Below are 25,431 nucleotides of genomic sequence, written 5' to 3'. Positions count from 1 at the left end.
AAACCATGAGCAACCCGCTGCTTTCGCTTCTTGATATTGATTATCCCCTGATTCAGGCCCCGATGGCGGGCGTCTCCACCCCCGCGCTGGCTGCCGCGGTAAGTAATGCCGGCGCGCTGGGCTCGCTGGGGCTGGGCGCTTCAACCGTTGCCCAGGCGGAAGCGATGATAGTCGCCACCCGCCAGCTGACGGACCGTCCGTTCAATGTCAATCTGTTCTGCCATGCGCCGCCCCGGCGCGACGCCCGGCGGGAAGCCGACTGGGCAACAACATTACGTCCCCATTTTGCCCGCTATGGCAGTACGCCACCGGATTCGTTAAGCGAGATCTACCAGACATTTATCGGTCATGCGCCGATGCTGGAGCTGCTTCTCGACCTGTCGCCGGCGGTGGTGAGCTTTCATTTTGGTCTTCCTGAAGGTGAGACGATCCAGCGTCTGCGGCGGCAGGGGATCGTTACCCTGGCGACAGCGGCTTCGCTCCAGGAGGCGCTGCTGATTGAACAGCAGGGGATCGACGTGGTGGTCGCTCAGGGCTATGAGGCGGGCGGGCACCGGGGGATCTTTGCTCCGCAGGCGCCTGACGCGCAGCTGAGCACCTTCACCCTGGTGCAACTTCTGCGGCGTCGACTAACCATCCCGGTGGTGGCCGCCGGAGGCATCATGGACGGAGCGGGGATCGCCAGCGTGATGCAGTTGGGGGCGCAGGGCGTACAGCTCGGTACGGCGTTTTTACTGTGTCCGGAATCGGCCGCCGACGCCGGCTACCGCGCGGCGATCCACAACAGTCTTGACGGGCGTACGGTGCTGACCTCCGCGATATCCGGGCGTCCGGCACGCTGTCTGGCGAATGCCTTCTGTGCGCTGGGGGAAGGCTATCCGGCGAGCGCCGTGCCGGATTATCCGCTGGCGTATGATATCGGCAAAGCGCTGGCCGCCGCCGCGAAAGCCCAGGGCGTCCATGAGTATGGCGCCCACTGGGCCGGGCAGGGGGTGGGGTTGATCCGCGAGTGTGACGCCGCCACTCTGATCCGCCAGCTGGCGGAAGAGAGCGGCTGGAACTAATGACTGACGGCTAGCGGCGGTGGGCCAGGCGGCGCACCAGCCGATCGCCGGCCATTTGCACCCCCTGGACCATCGCCACCAGGATCAGCACTGTGCCAAACATGACTTCATTATTAAACCGCTGATAGCCGTAGCGGATGGCGAGGTCGCCGAGTCCACCACCGCCGATCACACCGGCCATGGAGGAGAAACCAATCAGCATCACGATGGTCAGCGTGATCCCGGCCAGCAGCGTTGGCAGGGCTTCCGGCAGCAGGGATTTAAAAATGACGTGCCAGACGTTGCCGCCCATCGACAGAATGGCTTCAATTCTCCCGTAGTCCACCTCGTCGAGCGCGTTTTCCGTCAGACGGGCAAAGAACGGAAAGGCGCCGATGGTCACCGGCACGATGGCGGCGGTACTGCCCAGCGTGGTGCCGACGATCAGGCGGGTAAAGGGGATCAGGGCGATCAGCAGCACGATAAACGGCAGCGACCTGCCGATGTTGATCACCGCGCCTAACAGCGCGTTCAGTTTCGGCATCGGCGCCAGCCCGTTGGCGCGGGAAATAAACAACAGCACGCCGGTGGGCAGCCCGATCAGCACGGTAAACAGGGTCGCCAGGCCCACCATATAAAGCGTATCCAGCGTGCCGTCGAGTAATAACGGCCACAAATCTTCCCAGCTCATGCTACTCCGCATAATGGCCTCCCCTGAACGCCGTGGCGGGTAAGAAATTCCTGTTCAGCCTGCGGGTCGTGCAGCAGCGACTGGCGCAGCCGCGACCATGGGGTCACCAGCAGGTCGGCGAGTTTACCGCTTTCGACAATCTCGCCCTGTTCCAGCAGCGCCGCGTGGTCACAGATGGTTTTCACCACCTCCAGCTGGTGCGTAATCAGCACAATGGTCAGATTGAGGCGCTGGTTAATATCCGCCAGCAGGGCCAGCACCGAGGCGGTGGTCTCGGGATCCAGCGCACTGGTCGCCTCATCGCACAGCAGCACTTCCGGCCGGGCGGCCAGCGCCCGGGCGATGCCGACGCGCTGTTTTTGCCCACCGGAAAGCTGCGACGGGAAGGCGGCGGCCTTTTCGCTGAGATCCACCAGCGCCAGCAGTTCGCGCACCCGGGCCTCGCGAGCGGCCCTCGGCACTCCGGCAATCTCCAGCGGCACCGCGACGTTGTCAGCGACGGTGCGGGCATGCAGCAGATTGAAGTGCTGGAAAATCATCCCGGTGCGCAGGCGATAATCCCGCAGCGCCGCCTTGTTCAACTGGGTAATATCCTGTCCGTTCACCAGAATGCGGCCCGAGGTGGGCCGCTCCAGTAAATTGAGACAGCGGATGAGCGTACTTTTGCCGGCGCCACTGCGCCCGAGAATGCCGTATATTGCCCCTTTCGGTATCTGCAACGCGATATCGTTCAGCGCCGGTCGGCCGGTTCCGGCGTAGGTTTTGCTCAGCCCTTCGATGGTTATCATGACTGAGGGGCCACCGGGATCACCGAGCCGTTGTAGGTTTTACGGATAAACTCCGCCACCTGCGGCGAGGTCAGATCTTTCGCCAGCGCCTTAATGCGCGGGTCATTCGCCAGGGCTGGGGTGGTCACCAGAATATTGGCGTACGGGTTATGCTCGGCGCTTTCCAGCCCCAGGGCATCCTTCGCTGGCACCAGGCCGGCTTCCAGCGCGTAGTTACCGTTAATCACCGCCAGGTCGACATCGTCGAGGGAGCGCGGGATCTGCGGCGATTCAATCTCCAGAATCTTCAGGTGTTTCGGGTTCTCGACAATATCCTTCGGCGTCGCCAGGGTGGTGGCCGGGTCGGTAAATTTGGGGTCCAGCTTGATAAGCTTCTGCGCCTGCAGCAGGAACAGCGCCCGGCTCAGGTTGGTGGTGTTATTCGGCACCGCCACGGTGGCGTTTTCCGGCAGTGATGAGAAATCTTTATGCTTATGCGAATAGATCCCCAGCGGCTCAATATGCACGGTGGCCGCGACGGCAAAGGTTTTACCCAGCGCTTTCTCCTGATCCTTCAGGTAAGGGACATGCTGGAAGTAGTTGGCATCCACATCGCCACTGGCCAGCAGTTCATTGGCGTTGACCCCGCTGGTCAGCTCCACCACCTTCAGATCGAGGCTGGGATCGATTTTTTTGATGTAGTTGAGGATCTCCGCGTGGGGAACCGGGTCCGCGGCGACGCGCAGCGCGGCAGCCTGGACAGACGTCCATGCCAGAGAAAGAGACAGTGCGACCCCTGCCAGTTTAAAAGCGGCATATTTCATGGTGTGTTCCTTTTTAGTTATGGTTAAACGATCAATTGCTCGGCGCGTTCGCGAAACACGTCCTGATAGTAGCGTTCCGCCACGTCCGGATGGGAACGCAGACGGCCCTTGAGATAATTCCAGCCGACATCGCGCAGCAGCGGATTGTGCGGGTCGCTGTCCGGCCCTCGTGCTTCACGCGCCAGCTCGGGCGGCAGGGTGTAAACCGGCACCACCGCGTCAAGCTGGGCGCCGAGGAAGAAGGCGATGGAGAGGCGCTGCTGCTGCGCCGGCGGCGACACCACGCGATGGACGGTAGCGCGCAAATATCCGTTGGTCGCCAGCTCCAGCAGTTCGCCAATATTGACCACAAAGCTGCCGGCCAGCGGCACGGCGTCGATCCATTCTCCAGGCGCGACCTCTACCTGCAGTCCTTTCTGCTCGTCCTGCAGCAGGAAGCTGAGAAACCCCGAATCTTTATGGGCGCCGACGCCCTGGCTGCTTTGGGTCTCCTGCTGGCCGGGATAGCGGATCAGTTTGATATGCTCGTTGGGTTTCTCGCCGTAGAGCCGGTCAAAGGCATTCTCAGGGAGCTGCAGGGCTTCGGCAAAGGCGCGCAGCAGGCGGATGCCCACCTGGGTCATTTGCTGTTGCCAGTGAAGTAATACCGGTTTAAGCGACGGCAGAGCGGCAGGCCACAGATTCGGACCCTGCAGGCGCTGCCAGCGCGGGGCGTCGTCGCTGAGGGTCAGCGCCGGACGTTCGGCGCCGATATCAAACTGTTCTCGCCAGTCAGGCTGGCCGCGCGTCAGCTCAGAGGCCGCGCGGTTATAGCCGCGAAAATGGGGGGAGTGGATCATCGCCACCTGCTGTTTTTGCGCCTCATCGAGAGCAAAAAAGCGCTGGGACTGGCGCTGAACTTCATATTGAAGCGCGTCGTCGACACCGTGGTTGATCAAATAGAAGAAGCCGATGTCGCGGGCGGCATGACGCAGGTCGGCCAGGAAGGCCGCTTTATCCGCGGGGTCCGCGTAGCGGGCCAGGTCGAGAATCGGCAGGGTGGTCGCGTTCATTGTGTTCTCCGAAAACGGGGTAATAAGTTATGGGTAGATTCAGGTTCTGGGTTCGGGCACAACAGCAGCGCATGGTGATTTCCTCTGTCCGGGGCTGAACACAGCTTGCCTCAAGGCCAAATAAGCAACCAATAACGTTATTTTCTAATTTATGACCGCGCGGGGTTCAGTGCTTTTGCGTTAAATAGATATAGGCGCGAAGCGCGTAATGAAGTCTGTTGCGCCCGTCGGTGAGAGCCAGTAAGGTAGGCGCACTTTTTAATGCGGAACGGACGTATCGTAATGCATAGCTCGAAAGATCCCCTGCACGGCGTGACGCTGGAAGCGCTGCTCAATGCCCTGGTGGCGCGCTATGGTTGGGCGGAAATGGCCCGCCAGGTCAACATTAACTGCTTTATAAGCGATCCCAGCATTAAGTCCAGCCTCAAATTTCTCCGCCGGACGCCGTGGGCGCGCAAAGAGGTGGAGGCTATGTATCTCGCCTCCCTTGATGATGACGCGCCGGTGGAGAAAGCGGATCCCTGGGCAAACTGGCAGAAAAAATAACCCTTACCACAGGACACCATCATGCAGAGCTGGAGCAGTAAAGATTTCACCGCCGACCGCGCGTGGGGCGCGCTGGATATTGCCAATTTTTCCGGCACCACCGTGCGTCTACACTGGACCGACCAACCCTATATCTGGCACATCAATGATGGTCAGGAGGTGTTTGCCGTGATGGATGGTCAGGTGGCGATGCATGTGAAAGTCGACGGCGAGGAGCAGATCATCATGCTAAACGCCGGCGATATCTTCTACGCCGGGGTGGGATGCGAGCATGTCGCCCACCCGCAGGGGGCGGCGCGTATTCTGGTGATTGAGAAAGAAGGGTCGGTCTGACCCCGCGGCGGGCGGTTCTTTGCCCGCCGTTTCATCGCCCGTCAGATGCGACATACCGCGTTGATATAAATTACCTATCCTGCTTTCGATATATTTAATTCTTGTTTGCCAATCCCATCATCCCGGCACTATCTTTTGCCGCAGACGCCTGACCAGGCACAACCGCGGGAGAGATCATGGCAACCTTACAGTGGGACCACGCCGTACAGTTTGTGAATCAGCCGGAAGCGGCGATTGAAATCTTTGCCGGGCAGCAGCTGCGGGCGGTGGCCGGAGGGCGGCATCCGGGGTGGGGAACCCGTAATGCGCTGAGCTATTTTGGCCTGACGTATATCGAATTCCTCGCCATTGCCGACCCGGACGAACTGCGCGCCGCGACGGACAAATTCCTCCTTTCGCGCGACGCCGCACGGCTGCTGCCGGAGAATGAGGCGCTGTTTCGGGTGGCGCTGCGCAGCGACGACATCGACGCCACCCATGACCAGTTGCGTCGCACAGGGGTGACAGTGTCACCGATTGTCGATGGCCAGCGCAACGATCCGCAGGGCAATATCATCCGCTGGCGGATCTTCACCATCGATGGCGACACTGCCGGGCTGGTCTATCCCTTTGTGCTGCAGTGGGGAGAAGACGACGCCACCCGGCTGACGCGGCTGCGCGCCCAGAGGCTGGACGCGCCGCATCCGCTGGGCGACATTACGCTTGAGCAGGCGGTGTTCGAGGTGGTCAATCCGCAGGCGGTGCGCGATCGCTGGCAGGCGCTGCTGGGCTTTCCGCCACTGGGGGAGCAGGGACTGGACGTGGGCGGCCAGCAATTTATCTTCCGTGAAGGGGCTGCCAACCAGCTGACCGAACTGGTGTTCCGCGTCGCCAACCCGGCGCTTAAGGGGCAGCGCTTTCGTGTCGGCAACGGCGTGTATCGCTTTACATAAAGGCTGACTCTAGCGTGCCGTGGCGCGCAGGGCCCCCGGCGGCTGGCCGGTGATGCGTTTGAAAGCCCGGCTGAAGGCCGCCAGCGACTGATACCCGAGGCTGAAGGCGACTTTTTCCAGCGCCTGGCCTTCATGGGTGATGTACTGCACCGCCAGCCGCATACGCAGCTCGGTGAGATAGCGGGCGGGGGTGGTGCCGGTGGCGGCGAGAAAACGTTCCGCGAACAGCGAACGTGAAAGACCCGCCTCCCGCGCCAGATCTTCCACTTTCCAGTTGAACCCCGGGCGCTGATGCATGGCGTAGATCGCTTTCGCCAGCCGGGGATCGCGCAGGACCTGTACCCAGCCGGTGGCGTTGCCGCACCCGCACGCTACCCAGCCGCGGACAATCAGCGCGGCCACCACGTCCGCCAGCCGGGCGAGGATCCCGGCATAGCCTGCCTGGCGGGTGAGCGATTCCCGCTCCATCGCTACCAACAGCGGCTGGATCTCCGGCCAGGTGTTTAGCAGGCTGCTGACCCGCATCACCTCGGGCATGGCCTTGACCAGCGGCTGCATGCCGCCGAGCTCAAAGTCCATACAACCGCTGAAAATGACGGCGCGCTCCGGGCAGTCAGGCTGGTCGCCAGCGTTGATACAACTTACCGTGCTGCACACCGTTTCGCTGGGCAGCTGCGCCACATTGACCACCGTGGCCTGCGGATCCGAGAGCAGGGCGTGCCCGTCGCCGTTGGGAATAAACAGCGCATCGCCGCTCTCGAGGGTGAACTGTTCTCCGCTGGCCATGCGCAGCAGCACCGGCCCGCGGCTGATGAAATGGAACTGGGCTTTACCCGCCACGGCGCTAAAGCCGACGCCGAACGGGCGTGCGGTTTCGATGCGCCGGTAGTTAACGCCGGAGAGGCGCATACCGCGCAACAGTTCGCTGGTCAGGTCGATGGCAGGCTGGCTCATGGCAATTCCGGACGAATAATCAATAACTGAAGAGTATGCATCATATATCGTCCGAAAGTAAGTCCCTAAGATGACCAGGATGTTAATAAACCTGGAGAGTTGTATATGAGTTCCTGCATAGCTGCTGACGCGAGCCTGTCACCCGCCAAACCTGCCTGGCGCGCCGTCTATGCCCTGGCCCTCGGGGTGTTCGGCCTGATCGTGGCCGAGTTTCTGCCCGCCAGCCTGTTAACGCCGATGGCCAGCAGCCTCGGCGTCAGTGAAGGGATGGCCGGACAGGCGGTCACCGCGACGGCGCTGGTGGCGTTAGTTACCGGCCTGCTGATCGCCACCGCCACCCGCAATATCGATCGCCGCTGGGTGCTGATGTTCTTTTCCGTACTGCAGATAGTCTCCAGCCTGATGGTCGCTTTTGCCGATTCGCTGGCGTTTCTCCTGCTGGGCCGTCTGCTGTTGGGGATCGCCATCGGCGGCTTCTGGGCGATGTCCACCGCCACGGCGATGCGTCTGGTGCCGGCGGCCCATGTGCCAAAGGCGCTGGCGATCATCTTTTCCGCGGTGTCTGTCGCCACGGTGGTGGCCGCGCCGCTCGGCAGCTACCTCGGGGAGCTGATCGGCTGGCGCAACGTGTTTATTCTCTGTGCGATACCCAGCCTGCTGGCGCTGCTCTGGCAGCTGTGGGTGCTGCCCTCCATGCGCCCGGAGAGCGTCGGGACCTTCTCCACGCTGTTCAGGGTGCTGCGCCGTCCCGGTATGCTGGGCGGCATGCTGGCGACGATCCTGATTTTCAGCGGCCATTTCGCCTTCTTTACCTACCTGCGGCCGTTCCTTGAGACCGTCGCGCAGGCCAGTATCGAAGGGGTTTCACTGATATTGCTCGGCTTCGGTGTCGCTAACTTTATCGGCACTTCGGTGGCGAGCTATCTGCTGAGCCGTAGCCTGCGCCTGACCCTGGCGCTGGTGCCGTTGATGATGAGCGTTCTGGCGCTGCTGATGGTGACGTTTGGCCATCTGACCGTGCTGGCCGGGCTGCTGGTCGCCCTGTGGGGATTTGCCTTCGGCCTGGTGCCGGTGGCTTGGTCCACCTGGCTTGCCACCACCGTGCCGGATGAAGCAGAAAGCGCGGGCGGTCTGCTGGTCGCCTCTATTCAGCTGGCCATCAGCGCCGGGGCCGCCGGCGGCGGGGCGGTGTTTGATTTGCACGGCGCCAGCGGCGTCTTCACCGGCAGCGGTCTGCTGCTGTTGAGCGCGATGGTGATTGTCTTCGCCGCCGTACGGGTGAAACCGGTCGCCCGCGCCGACCAGCCGGTGACGGGCCGCTTATCCCGCGAGATCGATAACTAAATTGGCCGACAGGCTGCGGGAGCAGCACAGCGCAATATGCTGCTCTGCGGCCTGTTTTTCCGCCTCCGACTGCACGGTATCCCGGTGGTCGACGGTTCCCTCGCGTACCGGCGTCAGGCAGGCGCCGCAGATCCCCATCTCGCAGGAGAGCGGCACCGCGACGCCATGCTCCTGCAGCACCTGGGCGATGGTTTTGTCGCCCGGCACCGGCCAGCGCTCCCCGGTGGAGGTGAGGGTGATGGTGAAGGTTCCGTCCGCCGCCGACGCCGCCGTCGGGGCGGGCGGCTGGAACGCTTCGCTGTGCAATTGCGCCTCCTCCCATCCGGCCGCCCGCGCGGTATCGCGAACCCGGGCCATAAATCCGGGCGGACCGCAGAAGTAGACCCGGGTGTCGGCGTCCGGAGCCCCCAGATCCTGCGCCAGCCGCTGGCGCGGACTCTGCCCCTCGTCTGAGCAGTGGATCTGGCAGATTCCACCCGCTAGCTGGCGGGCGATCTCGGTGGCGAAGGCGGCCTCCTGCGCACGGCTAACGTAATAGTGCAGCGTAAAGCTGGCGCCGCCCGCCGCCCGGGCGTGGGCCATCGCCAGCAGCGGCGTAATGCCGATCCCGGCGGCGAGAAGCACCACATGGCCGCCCTCGTGCAGCGGAAAGTGGTTGCGCGGGGCAGAGATCATCAATGGCTGTCCCGGGCGCAGGGTGTCATGAATATAACGGGAGCCACCGCGAGACTGCGACTCGCGGGCGATGCAGAGCAGATAGCGATCCCGTTCGGCCGGGCTGCCGGTCAGGGAGTACTGACGGATCAGCCCGCAGGGAAGATGGAGATCGATATGGGCGCCGGGCGTCCACGCCGGCAGCGGTTGCCCCTCGGCGCTCACCAGACGAACGGCCAGGTTTTTCGCGCCCTGGCGCCACAGGCCATCGACCACCACCGGGAGTATGTCGCGCATATGACCTCCACTCATACCAGAAAGAAATCGCCAAAACCCATCTTCTTCAGCCCGCGCCGGTAGGCGATAGAGCTGCGGTCTGCCGGAATATGCGCCTCCAGGGTCAGATCCAGCGGCAACCGTTCCGGACGCTGGGTCTCGACCATCAGGCGGTCCTCTTCAAATACCCGCAGGTTGAACGCATGTACGTCTTCCACCGGCACGTGCAGATCGAAGTTGCGGGCAATAGGGGCAAACATCCGCGTCACCCGGGACGACACCGGCGAGGCGGCGTTCATGATCACCAGCCTGGCGTCGGCGGGAAAATGGATGGTCAGCGTAGCGGTGAACGGCAGATGCATTTCAAAGTGACGCAGCCACTGGAACCCTTCCGGCGCGCGGAAATCAGAGCTGGCCGGGTAATTGCCCACCGAGCTCCAGTAGTCGGCAACAAAGCCGAACGGCGTCTCCTGCGGGGTATAGTCCGGCACCTGCTGGTTGTCCGGATCGGCGAAGGTGTCGGTGTGGATCCACGCGAAGTGGGCGACATCGAGAAAGCCTTCGACCTGGCGGCCGGCAAATCCCTTTACCTCGAAGGCCGGGCAGTTGATTTGCTGAAAGCCGGCGTCGTCCCAGTGCGGCATGGTCGGTAACGGCGGCGGATTGTCCGGATCGCAGGCCAGGCAGGTCCAGATCAGCCCGTAGCGCTCCTCCACGGCGAAGCTGGTGAGATGCAGTTTGGCCGGAATGGGTTGCCCCGGACTGGAGGGGATGCGGTTGCAGCGGCCATCCTCGCCAAAGCGCAGGCCATGATAGGGGCAGACGATACCTTCCTCTTCATGAAATCCCAGGGTCAGCGGCACCCCGCGGTGCGGGCAGACGTCGCGGGCGACCACCACCTGGCCTTTAATACGATAGATAACCAGCTGTTCGTCCAGCAAGGTGGCTTTCACCGGGGCGCCGGCAATATCGCAGGCGCGGGCCACCGGGTGCCAGCAGCGGGCCAGCCGCAGCCAGTCTTCCGGGTCAAAGGTGCAATGGGCGGGGGGCGTGGGGGTGGTTGTCTTCATGATTTCTCTTCCTGCTCACATCGGTGATTGTTTTATTGTTGTGAGATTATTGTTGTCATATTAGGGTGTTCACATCCATCACCATTAATTCACTCTGCTGTTGCAAAAAAGAGTACAGGGGCGCCATGAGTCCATTTTCCCGTTTCGCGCACTATTTCATCGCCGTGGCCCGCTGCGGCAGTCTGCGCCGGGCCGCCGAGCAGCTGCATATTTCCGCCTCGGCGATTAACCGCCAGATCCTGCAGGCCGAGGAGGCCTTCGGCACCCCGCTGTTCGAGCGCCTGCCGGAGGGACTGCGGATGACCACCGCCGGTGAGTTGCTGTATGACAACCTGCTGCGCTGGCAAAAGGAGTTTCGCCAGACGCGGCAGAAATTCGATGAGCTGCAGGGGATGAAGCGCGGAAGCGTTAGCGTTGGCATGGTGCAGGCGCTGGCGGAAGGGGGCTTCGCCGCCGCGCTGGCGGAGATCATCGCCAGCTGGCCGTGGCTGGAGCTGGATCTGCAGGTGGCTGACAGCCACACCGTCAGCCAGAAAGTGCGTCAGGCGGACCTGGACGTCGGCCTGATCCTCGATCCGCAGGGGCAGGCTGGACTCAGCGTGCTGGCCTTTGCCGAACTGGAGGTGGGGATTGTGATGCGTCCGGACCATCCCCTGGCGGGGGCGAAGGCGCTGTCTTTGGGCGAGCTCAGCCTGGAGCGGCATATCGTGCCCGGCGCGCCGTTGATCGTCCATGAGCGGGTGGCGCTCCTCTATCGCCACCATGACTTTGCGCCGGAGAATACCATCAGCTGCAATGATATCCGGCTTATCAAGTCGTTGGTGCTACGCGGCAGCGGCGTGACGCTCCTTAGCCTGCTCGACGTGCTGGACGAGGTCCAGCGTGGACAGCTGGCCTTTGTCCCGCTGCGCAGTACGCTGTTGCGACCGCTGACCCTGGCGCTGTGTACTGCGCCCTCGCGTCAGCTTTCGCGGCCCGCGCAAATGGCCATTCAGACGCTGAGTGCGGTGATCGAATCCATGGCGACGGTCAGCCCAGCGGCCCGCTGAGGATGGTGTCGCACATGCCGTTGATAATGCGCTCCCCGGTCTCCTCACGCAGCTCCTGGTACCAGGCTTCGGTGAGCTGCATATCCTTCCCGTGGGTAATATCGCACCGCTTGCGCGCCTTCAGCACCAGATCACGAACCCGGTCGCAGCGCTGGGCTTCATACTCGCGCAGGGCGGCCGCAATATCTCGGGTCTGGCGGAAAACGGCGCCCAGCACCACTGCATCTTCCATCGCCGCGCAGCCTCCCTGGCCAATATCCGGGGTGGTGCTGTGTCCGGCATCGCCGAGCAGCGCGACGCGGCCGCGCACCAGGCGGCTGAAAGGTTCGATATCATGGATTTCAATGCGGTTGGTAGTCTGCGGGTCGAGGGCGGCGATCAGCTTCTGCACCGGCGGCGCCCAGCCGGCAAAGTAGCGGCTGAGGTCAGCGCGCAGGGTGTCACGATCCTCCGCCAGACCCGCCGGAAGCGGCACATCAAAGAAAAAGTAGAACCGGCCGGCGGAGACCGGCATCAGCGAGACGCGCTTGCCTTCGCCGACAAAGGTGGTCCACTGATCGCCGGGCGCCAGCGCTTCATCTATCTCCACCAGACCGTTCCAGTTGACGTAGCCGGCGTAGCGGCGCTGCGGGGTAAAGCCCAGCACCCACGGACGCAGTGCGGAATGGCTGCCGTCGGCGGCAATCAGCAGATCGCCGCTGGCGCTGCTGCCGTCGGTAAACCATACCGTCACGCCGTCGGCGTCTTCTTCACAGCGGGTGACGCGTTTGCCGAACTGCACGCTGTCCCGTCCCCAGTAATCCAGCATTTCCCGCTGCAGTTCTGCCCGGGAGACCGGGCAGGGGCGGCTGCCGGTGCGTTCGATCAGCGGGGCGAGACTGAACTGGGTCATGTTCTCGCCGCTGCGGAAATCACGATACGCCATCCGGCGCAGCGGCCCGCCGAAGGTCTCCATGATGTCGCCCATGCCGAGGTGGGCCATGCACTTCACGCCGTTGGGCCACACGGAAATCGCTGCGCCGACCGGTTTGATCTCTTTCACCGCTTCATAGACGTCGCAGTCGATCCCCGACTGTTTGAGCGCCACTGCCGCGCTTAAACCGCCGATGCCGGCGCCAATCACGATTGCTTTCATTTTTTTCTCCTTCTCCCGATGTTGTGACTGACTACAGCAATTTGCGTACCAGTTCGCCGGAGGGAGGAAAACCGCCTGCCTGAGGCACAGCGATGGCTCATGACGCACCGCATCGGTGCAATATGAGGTATTGGTTGCCTTTTTATGAATCAAAAGTTTCTGTATGTTGCATTAAGAATCTATCGTTTCAGACGCCTGGTTCAGCAGCGGAGAGGGGTGATGCATCACGAGCGTAATCTAAGTTGATGATTTTGGAGTGATAATAAATTTATTGGTGCCCTTTTATCGTCTCTGGCCTGCTTTGTGCACTAGCCCATGCACTTCTCTTTGCTACGGGATATCACTATGTCTGACAAACATCACAGTGGCCTGCTTTACGGCCTTGAACAGCGGATCCCACCGCTTCCGGCCTTTTTCAGCGCTCTCCAGCATGTGCTGGCGGGCCTGGTGGGGATCATCACGCCGCCGCTGATCATCGGCGCTACCCTCGGGCTTGGCGACTGGCTGCCGTATCTCATCAGTATGTCGCTGCTGGCCTCGGGCATTGGCACTTTTCTGCAGTCCAATCGGGTATGGGGCATCGGCGCCGGGATGATCTGCATGCAGGGCACCAGTTTTGCCTTCCTCGGCGTGACGGTGGCCGGAGGGATGTGGGTAAAAGCGCAGGGCGGCGGGCCGCAGGATATGATGGCGATGCTGTTTGGCGTTAACTTTGTCGCCGCTCTGGTGCCGGTGATTGTCAGCCGCTTTATCGAACCGCTGAAGAAAATCTTTACTCCCATCATTACCGGCAGCGTGATTGCGCTGATCGGCATCAGCCTGATCAAGGTCAGCGTCATCAACTGGTGCGGTGGGGAAAAGGCAGAGGATTTCGCCAGCATGAGCAACATCGCGCTCGGGGCGGGCACCCTCGGGGTTATCGTCCTGCTGAGCTGCGCCAAAAACCGCTGGCTGCGGCTCTCCTCGGTGGTGGTGGGCATTGCCGTGGGCTGCATCGCAGCGGGGCTGAGCGGTCAGTTCCATCTTCACAGCCTGGGCGACACCCTGTTTCGCCTGCCGACGCTGTTTCCGTTCGGCTTTCAGTTTAACAGCGCGATATTTCTGCCGGTCGCCCTGGTGTCGCTGGTCTGTATTCTGGAGGCGGTGGGCGATCTGACGGCCAACTCGCTGATTTCGCAACAGTCTGTTGACGATCGCGCTTTCCGTAACCGGCTGAAGGGCGGTATCCTGGCGGATGGCGTCAGCTGTATGGTGGCCGCCATGCTCTGTGCTTTTCCGAACACCACCTTCGCGCAGAACAACGGCGTGATCCAGATGACCGGGGTGGCCAGCCGCTATGTCGGACGCTACATTGGCGTGATTCTGATCCTGCTCGGGCTGTTTCCCCCGGTGGGCGAACTGCTGCGGCAGATCCCGGCGCCGGTGCTGGGGGGCGCCACGATGGTGATGTTTGGCTGCGTGGTGGCGGCCGGGATCCGGATTATTACCCAGACCCCGCTGAGCCGTCGCGATGTGCTGATCGTGGGGCTGGCGTTTGGCGCGGGTCTTGGCGTGGAGTCGGTGCCGGCGTTTCTCAGCCATTTTCCGCCGATGGTCGGCGATCTGTTCGGTTCGGCAGCCACCAGCGGTGGGCTGGTAGCGATAGCGCTGAACCTTATTCTGCCGCAGGAGCAGGCGGCGACGAAATCGTTAAGGAGTCAGGATGATCGCGCTGAGTCAGTTTAACAGCCTGAGCAAAGATGAGGCGGCGGGGCTGCTGGCCCCCTGCGTGGCGATCCCGGCCTGGGGCGAGACGCTGGTGAGCTTGCGACCTTTCGCCAGCCGCCATGCGCTGCTGCAGGCCGCCCGGGAGGCGATGGCTAACTGGGGAGAGGACGAGCTGAACGCGGCGCTCAGCGCCCATCCGCGGATCGGTGAAAAGCCGACCGGCGGCCAGGCGCATGCGGCGCTGTCGCGCCAGGAGCAGTCGGCGGTGGACAGCGAGAATGAGCGGCTCGCGCAGGCCCTGCGGGAGGGGAATGCCCGCTACGAAGCCCGCTTTGGCCGGGTGTTTTTAATCCGCGCCAAAGGGCGCAGCGGCGATGAGATGTTGCAGGCGCTGACGCGCCGGCTGCAGCATACCGCCGACGAAGAAGTGGCCGAGGCGCTTGCCCAGCTGCGAGAGATTACGATGTTAAGACTGGAAGGAGTGATTGGCGAATGAGCACCCTGAGCACCCATATTCTGGATATTTCCACCGGTACGCCGGCAGAAGGCGTAACGGTCAGCCTGAGCCGGGAGGGCGAGACGCTGGCGAACCTGGTGACCAACGCCCAGGGGCGTATCGCCACCTTTAGCGCCGCGCCGCTGCCGGCGGGGCGCTATTGCTTAACAGCGGAAACCGGGGCGTGGTTTGCCCGCGCCGGGCGCGAGAGCGTCTTTACCCGGGCGCAGATTGATTTTGTTATCGGCGAGGCGGCAGAGGACCATTTCCATCTGCCGTTTCTCATCGCCCCGGGCGGGTGGTCGACCTACCGCGGCAGCTAAGCCGGCTGTCCGCTGCCGGGCGGCGCTGCGCTTGCCCGGCCTGGATCGTAACGGAGCGGGTAGAGACAGCCCGTAGGCCCGGTAAGGCGCAGCCGCCACCGGGCATTAAACCGGCAACAGAGCTGGCTGCCCGCTGCCGGGCGGCGCTGCGCTTGCCCGGCCTGGATCGTTACGGAGCGGGCAGAGACAGCCCGTAGGCCCGGTAAGGCGCAGCCGCCACCGGGCATGTACAGGTGGCTCCGGCGATCATCCTTCCTGTTTTATCCCCACACAAGGATAATTATTCTCTTATCCCCACCAGGGGATATCCTTGACATTATCCCCTGTAGGGTATAAAACCAAGTTTATCCCGACAGGGGGATAAATGATGGTGAGGAACAAGGCGATGAATTCCCCGCAGATATACAGTCCCGTGCAGCTGGCCAATTACCTGAAGCTGCTGCGCCAGCAGAACCACTGGACCCAGGATGCGCTGGCCAGGCGGATCGGCATTAAGCAGGCCACGCTGTCCAATTTTGAAAATCACCCCGACAAAACCACCTTAACCACGCTGTTTAAGATCCTCCAGTCGCTGGGGGTGGTGATGACGCTGAACGCCAAAGCTGCTGAGACGGCGCCGGCTCCCGATAACAACACGGACCTTGACTGGTAATGGCGACGCTTACCACCTGGATGAACAATGTGCGCGTGGGAACCTTAACCCGCCAGGCTAACGGGGCGCACAGTTTTCGCTATGACGAAGAGTGGCTGCGCAGCCCGCGCGCCAGACCGCTCTCCCTCTCACTGCCGCTGCAGTATGGCAATATCACTGCCGACGCGGTGTATCACTATTTTGATAACCTGCTGCCCGACAGCCCGCAGGTCCGCGACCGGATCGTCAGGCGCTATCAGGCGCGCTCGAAGCAGCCGTTCGATCTGCTGGCCGAAGTCGGGCGGGATAGCGTAGGGGCGGTGACCCTCCTGCCGCCGGGGGAAGAGGCGCACCTGGAAGGATTACGCTGGCAGACGCTGGACGAGGCGCAGCTCACCGCTTTGCTGACCGCTTACCAGTCGGATATCCCCCTCGGGATGATTACCAGCCAGGACGATTTCCGTATCTCGGTGGCCGGCGCCCAGGAGAAAACGGCGCTGCTGCGGATGGGCGAGCAGTGGTGTATTCCGCAGGGCGCCACGCCGACCACGCATATCATTAAGCTGCCCATCGGCGAGATCAAGCAGCCCAATGCGACGCTGGATCTGCGTGAAAGCGTGGATAATGAGTATCTGTGCCTGGCGCTGGCCAGAGAACTGGGCCTGGCGGTGCCGGAAGCGGAGATCATCACCACCCCGCGGATCCGCGCCCTGGCGGTAACCCGCTTCGACCGGCGCTGGGCGCAGGAGGGACGGGTGCTGCTGCGTCTGCCGCAGGAGGATCTGTGTCAGGCTTTTGGTCTTCCTTCAGCGATGAAATATGAGTCTGACGGCGGGCCGGGTATCGCCGCGATCATGACCTTTCTGCTGGGCTCGAGTGAAGCGCTGAAAGATCGCTATGACTTTATGAAGTTCATGGTCTTCCAGTGGCTGACGGGGGCGACGGACGGTCACGCAAAAAACTTCTCAATTTACCTGTTGCCCGGCGGCAGCTACCGCTTAACACCGTTCTACGACATTATTTCGGCGTTTCCGGTGCTGGGCGGCACGGGACTGCATCTGCGCGATCTGAAGCTGTCGATGGGGCTCAATGCCACAAAAGGGCGTAAAACAGAGATTAACGCCATCTATCCGCGTCATTTTCTGGCGACGGCCAAAGCGGTGAACTTTCCCCGGGAGCAGATGCTGGCGATCCTCCAGGAGTTTGCCGGGCATGTGCCGCAGGCAATCGAAAGCGCTCGCCGGACGCTGCCGGCGGACTTTTCCAGCCACGTCTGGCAGGCCATTACAGAGAACATGCTGAAGCTGCACGCCCGCCTGCAGCAAGGGCTGCAGGCGCTATAGCAGAGCCGGCTGGCGGCTAGCTCTGCGGCTGCCCCCAGCGGCTGCGCAAATAGTTAACCGCCTGCCGGGTTTGCGGCTGATTGAGGTTGTTTTCGCGGAACAAGATGGTGCCCTGGATCTGCGGCAGAGTCTCATTGAGATCGAGCTGCTTTTTCAGCTCCGGCACGCCGCCATCCACCGTCCAGTCAGGCTCGTTTTTGGACGGTTCACCCACCTTGTACAGCGCCACGCCGATATACAGCCGGGTATGCGTCGGTTTAACCACCTCGGCCCACCAGTTGGCCAGCACATCATAGCGCGCGGCATCGCGGGCAAACGGCCAGTAGATCTGCGGCGCGATGTAGTCGAGCAGTCCCTGCTGCACCCAGCTGCGGGTATCGGCATAGGATTCATCATAGGCGGCCGCGCCCCGGGTATCCGACCCCGCCGGATCGTGCGAGCGGTTGCGCCACACCCCGGCCGGGCTCACGCCAAACTCGACGTTCGGATTGAGCTTTTTGATGGTGGTGGAAACCTGGGCTATGAGCTGCTGGGTGTTATGCCGCCGCCAGTCGCCCTTCGAGGCATAGCCCTGCCCGTAACGGCGGAAAGTCTCGTTGTCGTTAAGCGGGGAAGAGGCGGTTTCGGTATAGAAATAGTCGTCGAACTGCACGCCGTCAATCGGGTAGTTCTGCACCACTTCAGCGACGATGCTGGTGATCCAGTCACGCGCTTCGGGAATGCCCGGGTCGAGAACAAAGCGATCGCTGGCGGTGCGGATCCAGTTACGGTGCAGGACGAACACGCTGGCCGGTACCTGGGTGAGGGTGTTGTTCAGCTCGGCAATCGTCGACGGTTTGGTGTTGACCGAGACGCGATAGGGGTTAAACCACGCGTGAACCTTCATGCCGCGCTTGTGCGCTTCATCCAGCATAAACTGCAGCGGATCGTAGCCAGGATATTCGCCGATTTTGCCGGTCAGCATATCGGACCACGGCAGAATATCAGACCGCCAGAGCGCCGTACCGTCCGGTTTCACCTGGAAAAAGACGGTGTTGATCCCCAGGCGCTGCAGGTTATCGAGTTTAGCGATCAGCGCCAGCTTCTGCTGCGTGATGCGGCTCTCCGGCGTGCTGGCGATAATCGACCCGACCGGCGGCCAGTCAAGGCGCGAAACGGTGGTGAGCCACACGCCGCGCACCGGCTCCCGGTGCGCCTGCCCGGCTTTGACGGCGGCAGCGTTCGGCGGCGTGACAAGGGATTTAGGGGCTTTACTGGTGCAGCTGAACAGCATGCCAGCGGCGATGAGCGCCGCGCCTGCCAGCGCCACTTTGCTGGCTAAGGGGAATCGACGAGAATGGCTGATGATGAACTCCCGTGTACTCAGATCGTCGCGTGTAGGCGCTATTCTCTTACTATTCGCCGGTCAGAGCAATTCCTTCATCCGCTTCATCCGTCGGTTCGCCATCGCCTAGTCATAATGCAAGGTATAGGTCGCGACGGCCGACACCTGGCCGGCGGTGATCCGGGAACGTGTCTGGTAGTAGCGGGCAGTGAGCGGCAGGGTAAACCGGCCCGCGCTCGCGCTGCCCAGCGTCATCTCATGATTCAGTACGACCGGCTGACGATGGTAAAGCAACTGCACGCCAATACCCTGCGCCCGATCGTCGGTGGCGTCATTGCGCAGAACGCCATGCCCCCGGGCGGTGAGGGGCTCCGCGCCGTCAACTAGCAGGGAAATCGTGACCGCGCTGTTGCAATCCAGCTGCAGCGCGAAAGGGGTGTCGCCGGTGGTTTTGCCGACGCCGCCGAAGTGGTCAAGCATCGCCGCAGGGAGCTTGATCAGGGCTGGCGTGGCGTCATTCACTGAACATCCCGCGGTGCTGATCCTGCCGGTTAAGTCTAACGCGGCCAGCGGGGTATGCTCCGCCATTAAAAAGCGCTCGCTGTGATACTCAAGCTCGCCCGGCGTCGCCGCGGGACCGGTTTTAATGAGCTCAATCGTCAGGCGGAAATAGCCCAGTTTCCACACCGCATCGGGCAAGGCGGCGGGATTGTCCACCCGTTGGCTAAACGGCGAGGGCGTCGGCCGGTCAGGAAAGCCGCCATAGCCGCCGATAGCGCGCAGCGATACGCGAACGCCAATGCCGGCGAGGTTAGTTTGATAAACCGTCGGTCGCGTCACTCCCCCGGACAGCAGACTGTCCAGCAGCAGCGGTGACAGCCCGTGCGGATCGTCCGCGCAGCGGATCCACTGTTCGCCGCCGTCGCTAAGGCGGTTCCAGGCGAAACTTTTATGATACAGCGGGGTGCCGGGTCTGGCGTCAGCCGGAACCGTGAGCTGCCCCACGTTCAGCCGAAGGGGGGAGGCCTGGCCGCGGACAAACACTGGCGTACAGGCCCATCCGCTGGCGGCCGGTAACAGAATAAATAACAGCGTCAGGGCGACCCGACGCAGGAGAGTTAAAAAGGACATGATAACGTCTGCTGTAAGATGAGTGGATGGGGGGTCTGCGCCAGCGTCGGGGTGAGATCGTAGCGGGCGCTACAGCGCTGCTGAGGGCCTGGCCCCCATTGCGCATACAGGGTGCCTTTTGGCGCCAGGCCGGCCAGGTACACCTGACCCTCGCTGGCAACGATGCTGTTGGTGTCCTTAGCGCGTACTTCGCTGCCAAAGGGCAGCGGTTGTCCCCGCGACTGCAGCGTAAACAGCGCCTTATAGCCAACGTGGGTGTGAAAGCGCGCCAGAACCACCGCGTCTTTGGTAGGGACCAGCGTCACGGTGCTGTTGGCCAGATCCACATTCTCCGGCAGCGAATGGCTGTCGAGAGACACGTCGTTGCGGTGATAGGCGGTGGCGAAGGGCAGCACGGCGTACCCGTCACCATTGGTGGCGATGGTTTTCTGGTTGGCGAGGGTCACACCCCCGGCGCCACCGGCGTCAATCAGGACGACAGCGCCATTCATTTCCGGTGTAAAGACTACCCCGTGGCGGTGAATCAGAATGCCCCCGCTGGCGCCGTAGTTCAGACGAGCGGCCTGCGAATCGTGGCTGTAGCCGAGATTCAGATCGCCTCTTCCACTGCTGTACCCGGCCGTCAGGCTGCCGCTGGACCCGTTTTGCCGATCGCGGGTTTGGCTGACGGCGTAGCTAAGCGCGTGATTGTCCAGCAATGTGCCGTTGAGGCTGACCATCTGACTGCCAACGCTGTGGCGGGAGGAGGTCAGGGTATAGCCGGCATAGCTCCCCGGCAGCAGGTGGCTCAACGGCACGGAAAGTGACAATGTCACCACTTTGTCGGAATGCGGCTCGTCATCCTCCTCGTCACCGTGGCTGCTGCGGGAGTCGCTGTAGCTGAGCGACCACGCGATACCGTGAACCTGGCTGCTGATCCCCATATTGGCGGTACGCTGTGAGGCGCCCCCTGACCAGTAGCTGTCCTGGTCGAGGCTCAGATAGAGGGTGATATCGTACGGCAGGCTCTGGCTGGCGGTGATTTGCAGGGTTGCTTTTTTGTTGTCGCTATCCTGCAGGTCGTCTTCGCTACCCGGGCTGGAAAACGCCTCGCTCAGCGTGGCATAGCGCTGATGCGAATAACGCCAGCCGGTGAAGGTGAACTGCGTGCCAAGACGATCAAAACCTTTGCTGTACTGGAGCTGCCAGGCCCGGCCATCGATAGGATCCTGCTGGTGCCGGTCGCGGGCGTTTAACAGCTGCAGCGAGAGCGCCCCGGCTTCTCCCAGCCCCTGTCCTGCGCCGAGCGAGAGGTTATGGTATTGCGCCGCGCTCTGCAGTCCGCCAAACAGCGTCAGGTTATGGGCGAACCCGCGCATCAGCGACAGCTGCATCATCAACGGCCGCTGGCTGGCATCGTCGCTATGGTAGCGCCCGGCGACCAGGTTGTATTTCAGGCTGCCTTCGCGCTGCATGCTGGTCACCGAAGCATACGGCTGGGTGAAGCGGCGGATTTCGCCATCCGACTCTTTGACGGCAACCTCAAGATTGCCGCTGCTGGCGGTGGGATAAAGATCGTCAATCACGAACGCGCCGGGGGTGACGTAGGTTTGATACAGCACGTAGCCATTTTGCCGAACCGTGACCTGGGCGTTGGTTCTGGCAATCCCGCGGATGGTCGGGGCAAAACCTTTCTGCGAGTCCGGGAGCATCGCATCGCTGGAGGCGAGGGATATTCCCTGAAACTGTACCGCGTCAAACACATCGCCCGACGTGAAGGTATCCCCGAGGGTCAGTTCACTCTGCCAGCGCGTCAGGTCGCGCTCAAGCCAGGCGCCGCTGGTCGTCCACTGGGGCTTATCATCGCTGTTGGCGGTCAGGCTATTGCTGGCGCGCAGGCGCCAGGCGCCGACGTTCACGCCGCTTTTCAACATCAGATAGTTATCGCGCTCGGTGCTGCCCTCGCGGGTACGCTGGCTGGCGCCTGAATAACGATAGTTACTCTGAAAGGCGCTAATACCTTCGTCCCACAGCGCAGAGGGAACATTATCCCTCGCCCGGTGCGTCATCAGCGCCTGAGGAATGGTCATTAACAGCCGCTGATGAGCAAAATCGAAATTGACCGTGCTGCCCGGCAGCAGCGCGTTGAGTTCGGGACATGAGCGGGACGTTGCGCCGGGCGCCTGGGACAGCACGGCCGGGTTAACTCCGGCCTGCAGCAGATCTTCCGGCTTAAGGCAGGGCATGAGCTGTCCGCGATCGTTCTGGCGAAACGTGACGGTCTTACGGGCGTCCAGCGTGACGCCGTTGACCTGCCAGCTCACCGGATAGGCGCCTGGCGGCTGGCCCGCCTGCTGATTGAAGCGTTGCAGATCCACTGCCGGCAAATGGTCGTTTTTCTCCAGCAGATCCATATTAAAGGTCGCCTGGGCGTGCAAGAGCGCGCTCTGTCCGCCCAGCAGGATGGAGAGGCTGACGACGGTAACGGTATGAGCCGGGCCGTGGCGCATCGCGACATCAGACGCTTATTGCGCCGAAACGGGGGCGCTAAACGTCTGCACAGCGCCAAAGTCATCCAGAGTGCGCCAGCTCACCTCGCGGGCGCAGGCCTCGCCGGGGAGGGAATACTCTTCACGGCTGTGAGGAGCAATCACGCTGCGCTCAAGCGGCGTTTTCTGGTTCTGGCCCGCGCAGGTGAGCGTGGTGATAGTCACATAATAGGGGGAGGCATTCTCCGCCTGCAGGTGGTTGCCGCTGACCCGCCAGCGCAGGTGCTGCGCCGCGTCGAGCGCCGAGCCAGGGAGCCCTGCCGGGCGATAAATGAGCTTCAGTTGATTCTTAATAGCAAATTGCAGAATGTTCTCGCCAGCCGGCGCGGTATTGGCAGGAATCACTTTGATATTCAGGGTGAACAAACTTTCCCGATCGTTTGGCAGTTGCGCCGAGGTTAATAACACGCGCAGATCGTTGCTGTCTCCGGCATCCAGACGGAACAATGGCGGGGTGACGATAAACGGTGATTTATTATTATCAGCCAGATCGCCTACCCAGCTCTGAATAAGCACCGGATCGTGAGGATTGGTGTTTTTTACCGTGATGTCTGCCTCATGGCTTTGTTCATTATAAATGACACGAGTGCCGGCAATGGCAACCCCGGCGGCAGACGCCAGGAACGGGCAAAAGAGAAGGCTCAGGATAAAAGCCGCTTTATAACACTGCATAATTGAGGATCCGGTCACGAGGAATGAGAATAAGGGCAGGGGGACGCTGCCCTTGGAAAAGTGGCAATCAGGACATTCTATTCGTACACAATATCAATATTGGCCGTGGCATTAATATTGCCGGCAGTGACATCCTGTGAGGAATCGCTCTTCAGATCGGCAATAAAGTTAAATGCAATATCACCGTTTTCGTCGGCTTGCGAAACCGCCGTTTTGCTCTGCTTGTCAAAGGTCAGCTGAGTGCCTTCCGTTGAGCCGTCAGGGGAAGAGAAGACTTCAATGCCCACCCCTTTGGCGGTATCCGCGGCGTCAGAGAGCGCCAGCACGGCGGCGCTGGTGCCGTTAGCGTTGGTGTCCGGAGTACCTTCCAGGCTGATACTGATGTTCTGCGCCAGTGGGCAGCCGGTGAGGTTGATGGTGAACGGCGTTTCTGCGGTTTTCGCTTCATGGGATTTCAGCGCCGACATATCGACGTTGCCAAAATCGACATTAACATCGCCACCGTTATTGGCGATCTGGCAGGACTCGTTAATAATTTTACCGGTGAAATTCAGTGTACCCGCCGCGCGGGCGGTGGTCACAGTAGCCAGACTTAAGGCCAGCAGTGAACCAACAACCAGCAGGGTGCCTTTTTCTTTCATACTCAAACCTTATTAAATAATCACAAGTTAACAAAAGCGTTTAACATTTTTAAAGCATGTTTTTTATTTCTGTTCACAAAAAACGGTAAGCATCGCTAATGTATATTACCGTCGGGGGCGGGATTATACGGAGAACATCGTAAAGGCCCATTGATAAGATGTGTTAAGCTGTAACATTATTTATTTTTTGGTGTAAGTATAATCTCATTAAATATTAAAAAGAGTCCCATACGTATAATGCATTATTTCCGGGAGATAACTGTTCTGAGCAAATTTTACGAAAAAGTTGCTGTTATTCCCGGCAGTTGACCGGGTGGCCCGGAATAATCATTTACGCTGCCGCTATTTTGCAGTAGCGTGGAGTGACGGCAGGAAGCCGCAGGTTGTAGGGCACAGAAACGATGCTGTGCCGCGCAGTGTCACCCGTTATCAAGGAAGATTGCTATGTCTCCATTCCGTCTCGCTCTGCTATGTCTGTGCCTGGCGCCGCTGGCGTCGTCTGCTGCGCTTTCCGGCCAGGTTCATTTTTCAGGACGGGTCATCAATCCGGCCTGTGTTATCGCCCCCCGGCACGATCGTATCGATGTCTCGTGCCAGCACCATTCACCGGAACAGGTCGCCTTGACAAACAACCGTCCTCGCTACGCCATGCCGGACAATCGTGGTGAGGTCAGTATTCACTGGCGAAATGCGCAGCATAGTGAAGCGGATGTCATTATTCGCTATCGCTAAGGCGGGATAAAGGCAATGAAGAATAAGCTGATGCAAGGAGGTAAAGGATAAACCGTTGTGCGGTTTATGCGCGCATCACCAGCGGGCAGACGCGCGCGCAGCAAATCATTCATGAAAACAATTATTGCCGCCGCCCGGCGGCAGAATCAGGTGTCGTCTGGCGCCCAAGCGAGCTCCGGGATCGGAAAGCGGCCCACCGTCATAGAGAAAGGGAAGCAACTCAGCGGATCCGAGACTGTTCATCGTCGCGTAACGTCAGCACCTCAAAACCGTTGGCGGTGACGGCCACGGTGTGCTCCCATTGCGCGGAGAGTTTTTTATCGCGGGTAACCACCGTCCAGCCATCTTTTTTGGTTTTGATACGGCTGTCGCCCTGGTTGACCATCGGCTCAATGGTGAACACCATGCCTTCCTGCAGCACGGCGCCTTCTCCGGGGCGGCCGTAATGCAGCACCTGCGGTTCCTCATGCATTTCCTGACCGACGCCGTGACCGCAATATTCTCTGACCACGCTATAGCCATGTTCCTCCACCCAGCGCTGAATAGCGTGGCCAATATCGCCCAGCGTCGCGCCAGGCTTCACCACCTCAATGCCTTTCCACATCGCTTCATAGGTAGTCTTTACCAGCCGGCGGGCCAGCGGGGAGACATCGCCTATCAGGTACATCTTACTGGAGTCGGCAATCATGCCCGCTTTCTCGAGGGTGATATCGACGTTAACAATCATCCCGGAGCGCAGATGTTCGGTCGCTTTGGGGATCCCGTGGCACACCACATCGTTAATGGAAGTGTTCAACACATAGGGAAAATCGTATTGCCCCTTGCTGGCCGGGCGGGCGTGCAGCTGGTTGACGATAAAATCTTCCACTCGATCGTTAATCGCCATCGTCGTTACGCCGGGAACGATAAAAGTATCCAGCATATCAAACACTGACGCCAGCAGCTGGCCGGCATGGCGCTGCCGGGCGAGTTCGTCGGCGGTTTTAATGATTATTGATGGCATTGATCACCTCCAGCAGACGGTCAGAGCCGGATTTCAGCATCAGCAGTTTGATCTGCTGGTGGTTAAGCTCAGGGTAGAGTTCGCTCATCATGCCCAGACGGATCCAGTATTCCGCCTGGGCATTGACGGAGCGGGACATGGCTTTGCTGGCATCACGAATATCATCGTGCAGCAGATCGGAGATTTTGACGATTCCCATAGATATATACCGTAATGATTCGTATATACAT

Annotated in this window: 27 protein-coding genes; 12 read left to right on the top strand and 15 right to left on the bottom strand. The window is 61.0% G+C overall.

Going from position 1 to position 25,431, the window contains the following annotated elements; translation table 11 throughout:
- Positions 1 to 5: 5 nt before the first annotated feature.
- Entirely contained in the window at positions 6 to 1,064 is a 1,059-nt protein-coding gene (locus OHJ17_RS13000; RefSeq protein WP_032420197.1) for an NAD(P)H-dependent flavin oxidoreductase, read from the top strand.
- Between the two features lie 10 nt (positions 1,065 to 1,074).
- Here the strand turns inward: OHJ17_RS13000 and OHJ17_RS12995 are convergent, their stop codons facing one another.
- Genes OHJ17_RS12995 through OHJ17_RS12980 form a run of 4 tightly spaced genes read right to left on the bottom strand, consistent with a single transcriptional unit; the run spans position 1,075 to position 4,377 of the window.
- On the bottom strand, positions 1,075 to 1,734 hold the full coding sequence (locus OHJ17_RS12995; protein ID WP_072196916.1) for a methionine ABC transporter permease: 660 nt from the start codon (positions 1,732 to 1,734) through the stop codon (positions 1,075 to 1,077).
- On the bottom strand, positions 1,731 to 2,522 hold the full coding sequence (locus OHJ17_RS12990; protein ID WP_004176216.1) for a methionine ABC transporter ATP-binding protein: 792 nt from the start codon (positions 2,520 to 2,522) through the stop codon (positions 1,731 to 1,733). The genes OHJ17_RS12995 and OHJ17_RS12990 overlap by 4 nt, the downstream gene beginning before the upstream one ends.
- On the bottom strand, positions 2,519 to 3,325 hold the full coding sequence (locus OHJ17_RS12985; RefSeq protein ID WP_004143504.1) for a MetQ/NlpA family ABC transporter substrate-binding protein: 807 nt from the start codon (positions 3,323 to 3,325) through the stop codon (positions 2,519 to 2,521). The genes OHJ17_RS12990 and OHJ17_RS12985 overlap by 4 nt, the downstream gene beginning before the upstream one ends.
- Before the next feature lie 23 nt (positions 3,326 to 3,348).
- Positions 3,349 to 4,377 (bottom strand): isopenicillin N synthase family dioxygenase, encoded by a 1,029-nt coding sequence (locus OHJ17_RS12980; RefSeq protein ID WP_032103225.1) that lies wholly within the window; start codon positions 4,375 to 4,377, stop codon positions 3,349 to 3,351.
- Positions 4,378 to 4,659: 282 nt separating this feature from the next.
- On the opposite strand from OHJ17_RS12980, the gene OHJ17_RS12975 reads away from it, so the two are divergent.
- The 3 genes from OHJ17_RS12975 (at position 4,660) to OHJ17_RS12965 (ending at position 6,188) form a co-directional block, all read left to right on the top strand.
- A complete protein-coding gene (locus OHJ17_RS12975; protein ID WP_032433088.1) occupies positions 4,660 to 4,923 on the top strand; it encodes a VF530 family protein in 264 nt (87 codons plus the stop codon).
- Between the two features lie 21 nt (positions 4,924 to 4,944).
- Complete coding sequence (locus OHJ17_RS12970; RefSeq protein WP_002904646.1) at positions 4,945 to 5,256, top strand: cupin domain-containing protein; 312 nt, start codon at positions 4,945 to 4,947, stop codon at positions 5,254 to 5,256.
- Positions 5,257 to 5,432: 176 nt separating this feature from the next.
- A complete protein-coding gene (locus OHJ17_RS12965; RefSeq protein WP_004176214.1) occupies positions 5,433 to 6,188 on the top strand; it encodes a VOC family protein in 756 nt (251 codons plus the stop codon).
- A gap of 9 nt (positions 6,189 to 6,197) precedes the next feature.
- Here OHJ17_RS12965 and OHJ17_RS12960 read toward each other — a convergent pair whose 3' ends face one another.
- On the bottom strand, positions 6,198 to 7,142 hold the full coding sequence (locus tag OHJ17_RS12960) for an AraC family transcriptional regulator (protein ID WP_004184016.1): 945 nt from the start codon (positions 7,140 to 7,142) through the stop codon (positions 6,198 to 6,200).
- 105 nt (positions 7,143 to 7,247) lie between these two features.
- On the opposite strand from OHJ17_RS12960, the gene OHJ17_RS12955 reads away from it, so the two are divergent.
- Positions 7,248 to 8,486 (top strand): MFS transporter, encoded by a 1,239-nt coding sequence (locus tag OHJ17_RS12955; protein WP_032420035.1) that lies wholly within the window; start codon positions 7,248 to 7,250, stop codon positions 8,484 to 8,486.
- On the opposite strand, the gene hpxE is transcribed toward OHJ17_RS12955, so the two are convergent.
- Together hpxE and hpxD are read right to left on the bottom strand one after the other, a co-directional pair.
- Entirely contained in the window at positions 8,463 to 9,437 is a 975-nt protein-coding gene (hpxE, locus tag OHJ17_RS12950) for a molybdenum cofactor-independent xanthine hydroxylase subunit HpxE (RefSeq protein ID WP_032433090.1), read from the bottom strand. The genes OHJ17_RS12955 and hpxE overlap by 24 nt on opposite strands.
- Before the next feature lie 11 nt (positions 9,438 to 9,448).
- Positions 9,449 to 10,486, bottom strand: a complete 1,038-nt coding sequence (gene hpxD, locus OHJ17_RS12945) for a molybdenum cofactor-independent xanthine hydroxylase subunit HpxD (protein ID WP_002904779.1) — start codon at positions 10,484 to 10,486, stop codon at positions 9,449 to 9,451.
- Positions 10,487 to 10,611: 125 nt separating this feature from the next.
- Here hpxD and hpxR point away from each other — a divergent pair, with 125 nt between their 5' ends.
- A complete protein-coding gene (gene hpxR / locus OHJ17_RS12940) occupies positions 10,612 to 11,535 on the top strand; it encodes a LysR family hpxDE operon transcriptional regulator HpxR (protein ID WP_002904781.1) in 924 nt (307 codons plus the stop codon).
- On the opposite strand, the gene hpxO is transcribed toward hpxR, so the two are convergent.
- Positions 11,516 to 12,670, bottom strand: coding sequence for an FAD-dependent urate hydroxylase HpxO (gene hpxO, locus OHJ17_RS12935; protein ID WP_002904783.1), 1,155 nt, complete (start codon positions 12,668 to 12,670; stop codon positions 11,516 to 11,518). The genes hpxR and hpxO overlap by 20 nt on opposite strands.
- Before the next feature lie 345 nt (positions 12,671 to 13,015).
- Here hpxO and OHJ17_RS12930 point away from each other — a divergent pair, with 345 nt between their 5' ends.
- The 5 genes from OHJ17_RS12930 (at position 13,016) to OHJ17_RS12910 (ending at position 17,170) form a co-directional block, all read left to right on the top strand.
- A complete protein-coding gene (locus OHJ17_RS12930; RefSeq protein ID WP_032433093.1) occupies positions 13,016 to 14,395 on the top strand; it encodes a nucleobase:cation symporter-2 family protein in 1,380 nt (459 codons plus the stop codon).
- Positions 14,373 to 14,873, top strand: a complete 501-nt coding sequence (uraD, locus tag OHJ17_RS12925; RefSeq protein ID WP_032433095.1) for a 2-oxo-4-hydroxy-4-carboxy-5-ureidoimidazoline decarboxylase — start codon at positions 14,373 to 14,375, stop codon at positions 14,871 to 14,873. Before OHJ17_RS12930 ends, uraD begins: the two co-directional genes overlap by 23 nt.
- Positions 14,870 to 15,196 carry a hydroxyisourate hydrolase gene (uraH, locus tag OHJ17_RS12920; RefSeq protein ID WP_002904788.1) on the top strand — a complete coding sequence of 109 codons (327 nt, stop codon included), beginning with the start codon at positions 14,870 to 14,872 and terminating at the stop codon, positions 15,194 to 15,196. Before uraD ends, uraH begins: the two co-directional genes overlap by 4 nt.
- A gap of 385 nt (positions 15,197 to 15,581) precedes the next feature.
- Entirely contained in the window at positions 15,582 to 15,848 is a 267-nt protein-coding gene (hipB, locus tag OHJ17_RS12915) for a type II toxin-antitoxin system antitoxin HipB (RefSeq protein ID WP_002904790.1), read from the top strand.
- Positions 15,848 to 17,170, top strand: a complete 1,323-nt coding sequence (locus OHJ17_RS12910) for a type II toxin-antitoxin system HipA family toxin (RefSeq protein ID WP_002904792.1) — start codon at positions 15,848 to 15,850, stop codon at positions 17,168 to 17,170. Before hipB ends, OHJ17_RS12910 begins: the two co-directional genes overlap by 1 nt.
- 16 nt (positions 17,171 to 17,186) lie before the next feature.
- On the opposite strand, the gene OHJ17_RS12905 is transcribed toward OHJ17_RS12910, so the two are convergent.
- The 5 genes from OHJ17_RS12905 to OHJ17_RS12885 form a co-directional block, all read right to left on the bottom strand.
- On the bottom strand, positions 17,187 to 18,479 hold the full coding sequence (locus OHJ17_RS12905; protein WP_002904794.1) for a glycoside hydrolase family 10-like protein: 1,293 nt from the start codon (positions 18,477 to 18,479) through the stop codon (positions 17,187 to 17,189).
- 141 nt (positions 18,480 to 18,620) lie between these two features.
- Positions 18,621 to 19,625, bottom strand: a complete 1,005-nt coding sequence (locus tag OHJ17_RS12900; protein WP_032433097.1) for a fimbrial protein — start codon at positions 19,623 to 19,625, stop codon at positions 18,621 to 18,623.
- Entirely contained in the window at positions 19,613 to 22,114 is a 2,502-nt protein-coding gene (locus tag OHJ17_RS12895) for a fimbria/pilus outer membrane usher protein (RefSeq protein ID WP_032433099.1), read from the bottom strand. The genes OHJ17_RS12900 and OHJ17_RS12895 overlap by 13 nt, the downstream gene beginning before the upstream one ends.
- A gap of 15 nt (positions 22,115 to 22,129) precedes the next feature.
- Positions 22,130 to 22,825 (bottom strand): fimbrial biogenesis chaperone, encoded by a 696-nt coding sequence (locus OHJ17_RS12890; protein ID WP_032433101.1) that lies wholly within the window; start codon positions 22,823 to 22,825, stop codon positions 22,130 to 22,132.
- A gap of 77 nt (positions 22,826 to 22,902) precedes the next feature.
- Positions 22,903 to 23,466 (bottom strand): fimbrial protein, encoded by a 564-nt coding sequence (locus tag OHJ17_RS12885; RefSeq protein ID WP_004143457.1) that lies wholly within the window; start codon positions 23,464 to 23,466, stop codon positions 22,903 to 22,905.
- Positions 23,467 to 23,910: 444 nt separating this feature from the next.
- Here OHJ17_RS12885 and OHJ17_RS12880 point away from each other — a divergent pair, with 444 nt between their 5' ends.
- Positions 23,911 to 24,198: a hypothetical protein gene (locus tag OHJ17_RS12880; protein WP_004176193.1), complete on the top strand. Its 288-nt coding sequence runs from the start codon at positions 23,911 to 23,913 to the stop codon at positions 24,196 to 24,198.
- 220 nt (positions 24,199 to 24,418) lie between these two features.
- Here OHJ17_RS12880 and map read toward each other — a convergent pair whose 3' ends face one another.
- Positions 24,419 to 25,201, bottom strand: coding sequence for a type I methionyl aminopeptidase (gene map / locus OHJ17_RS12875; RefSeq protein ID WP_004179825.1), 783 nt, complete (start codon positions 25,199 to 25,201; stop codon positions 24,419 to 24,421).
- Positions 25,182 to 25,400, bottom strand: coding sequence for a ParD-like family protein (locus OHJ17_RS12870; RefSeq protein WP_002904808.1), 219 nt, complete (start codon positions 25,398 to 25,400; stop codon positions 25,182 to 25,184). Before OHJ17_RS12870 ends, map begins: the two co-directional genes overlap by 20 nt.
- Positions 25,401 to 25,431 lie beyond the last annotated feature (31 nt).

It is taken from the genome of Klebsiella sp. KP20-425-1, assembly GCF_025813515.1.
GTDB classification, from domain to species: Bacteria; Pseudomonadota; Gammaproteobacteria; order Enterobacterales; family Enterobacteriaceae; genus Klebsiella; species Klebsiella pneumoniae.
Note: the sequence above shows the minus strand (reverse complement) of the source record. Positions and strands in the feature narration are given on the sequence as shown.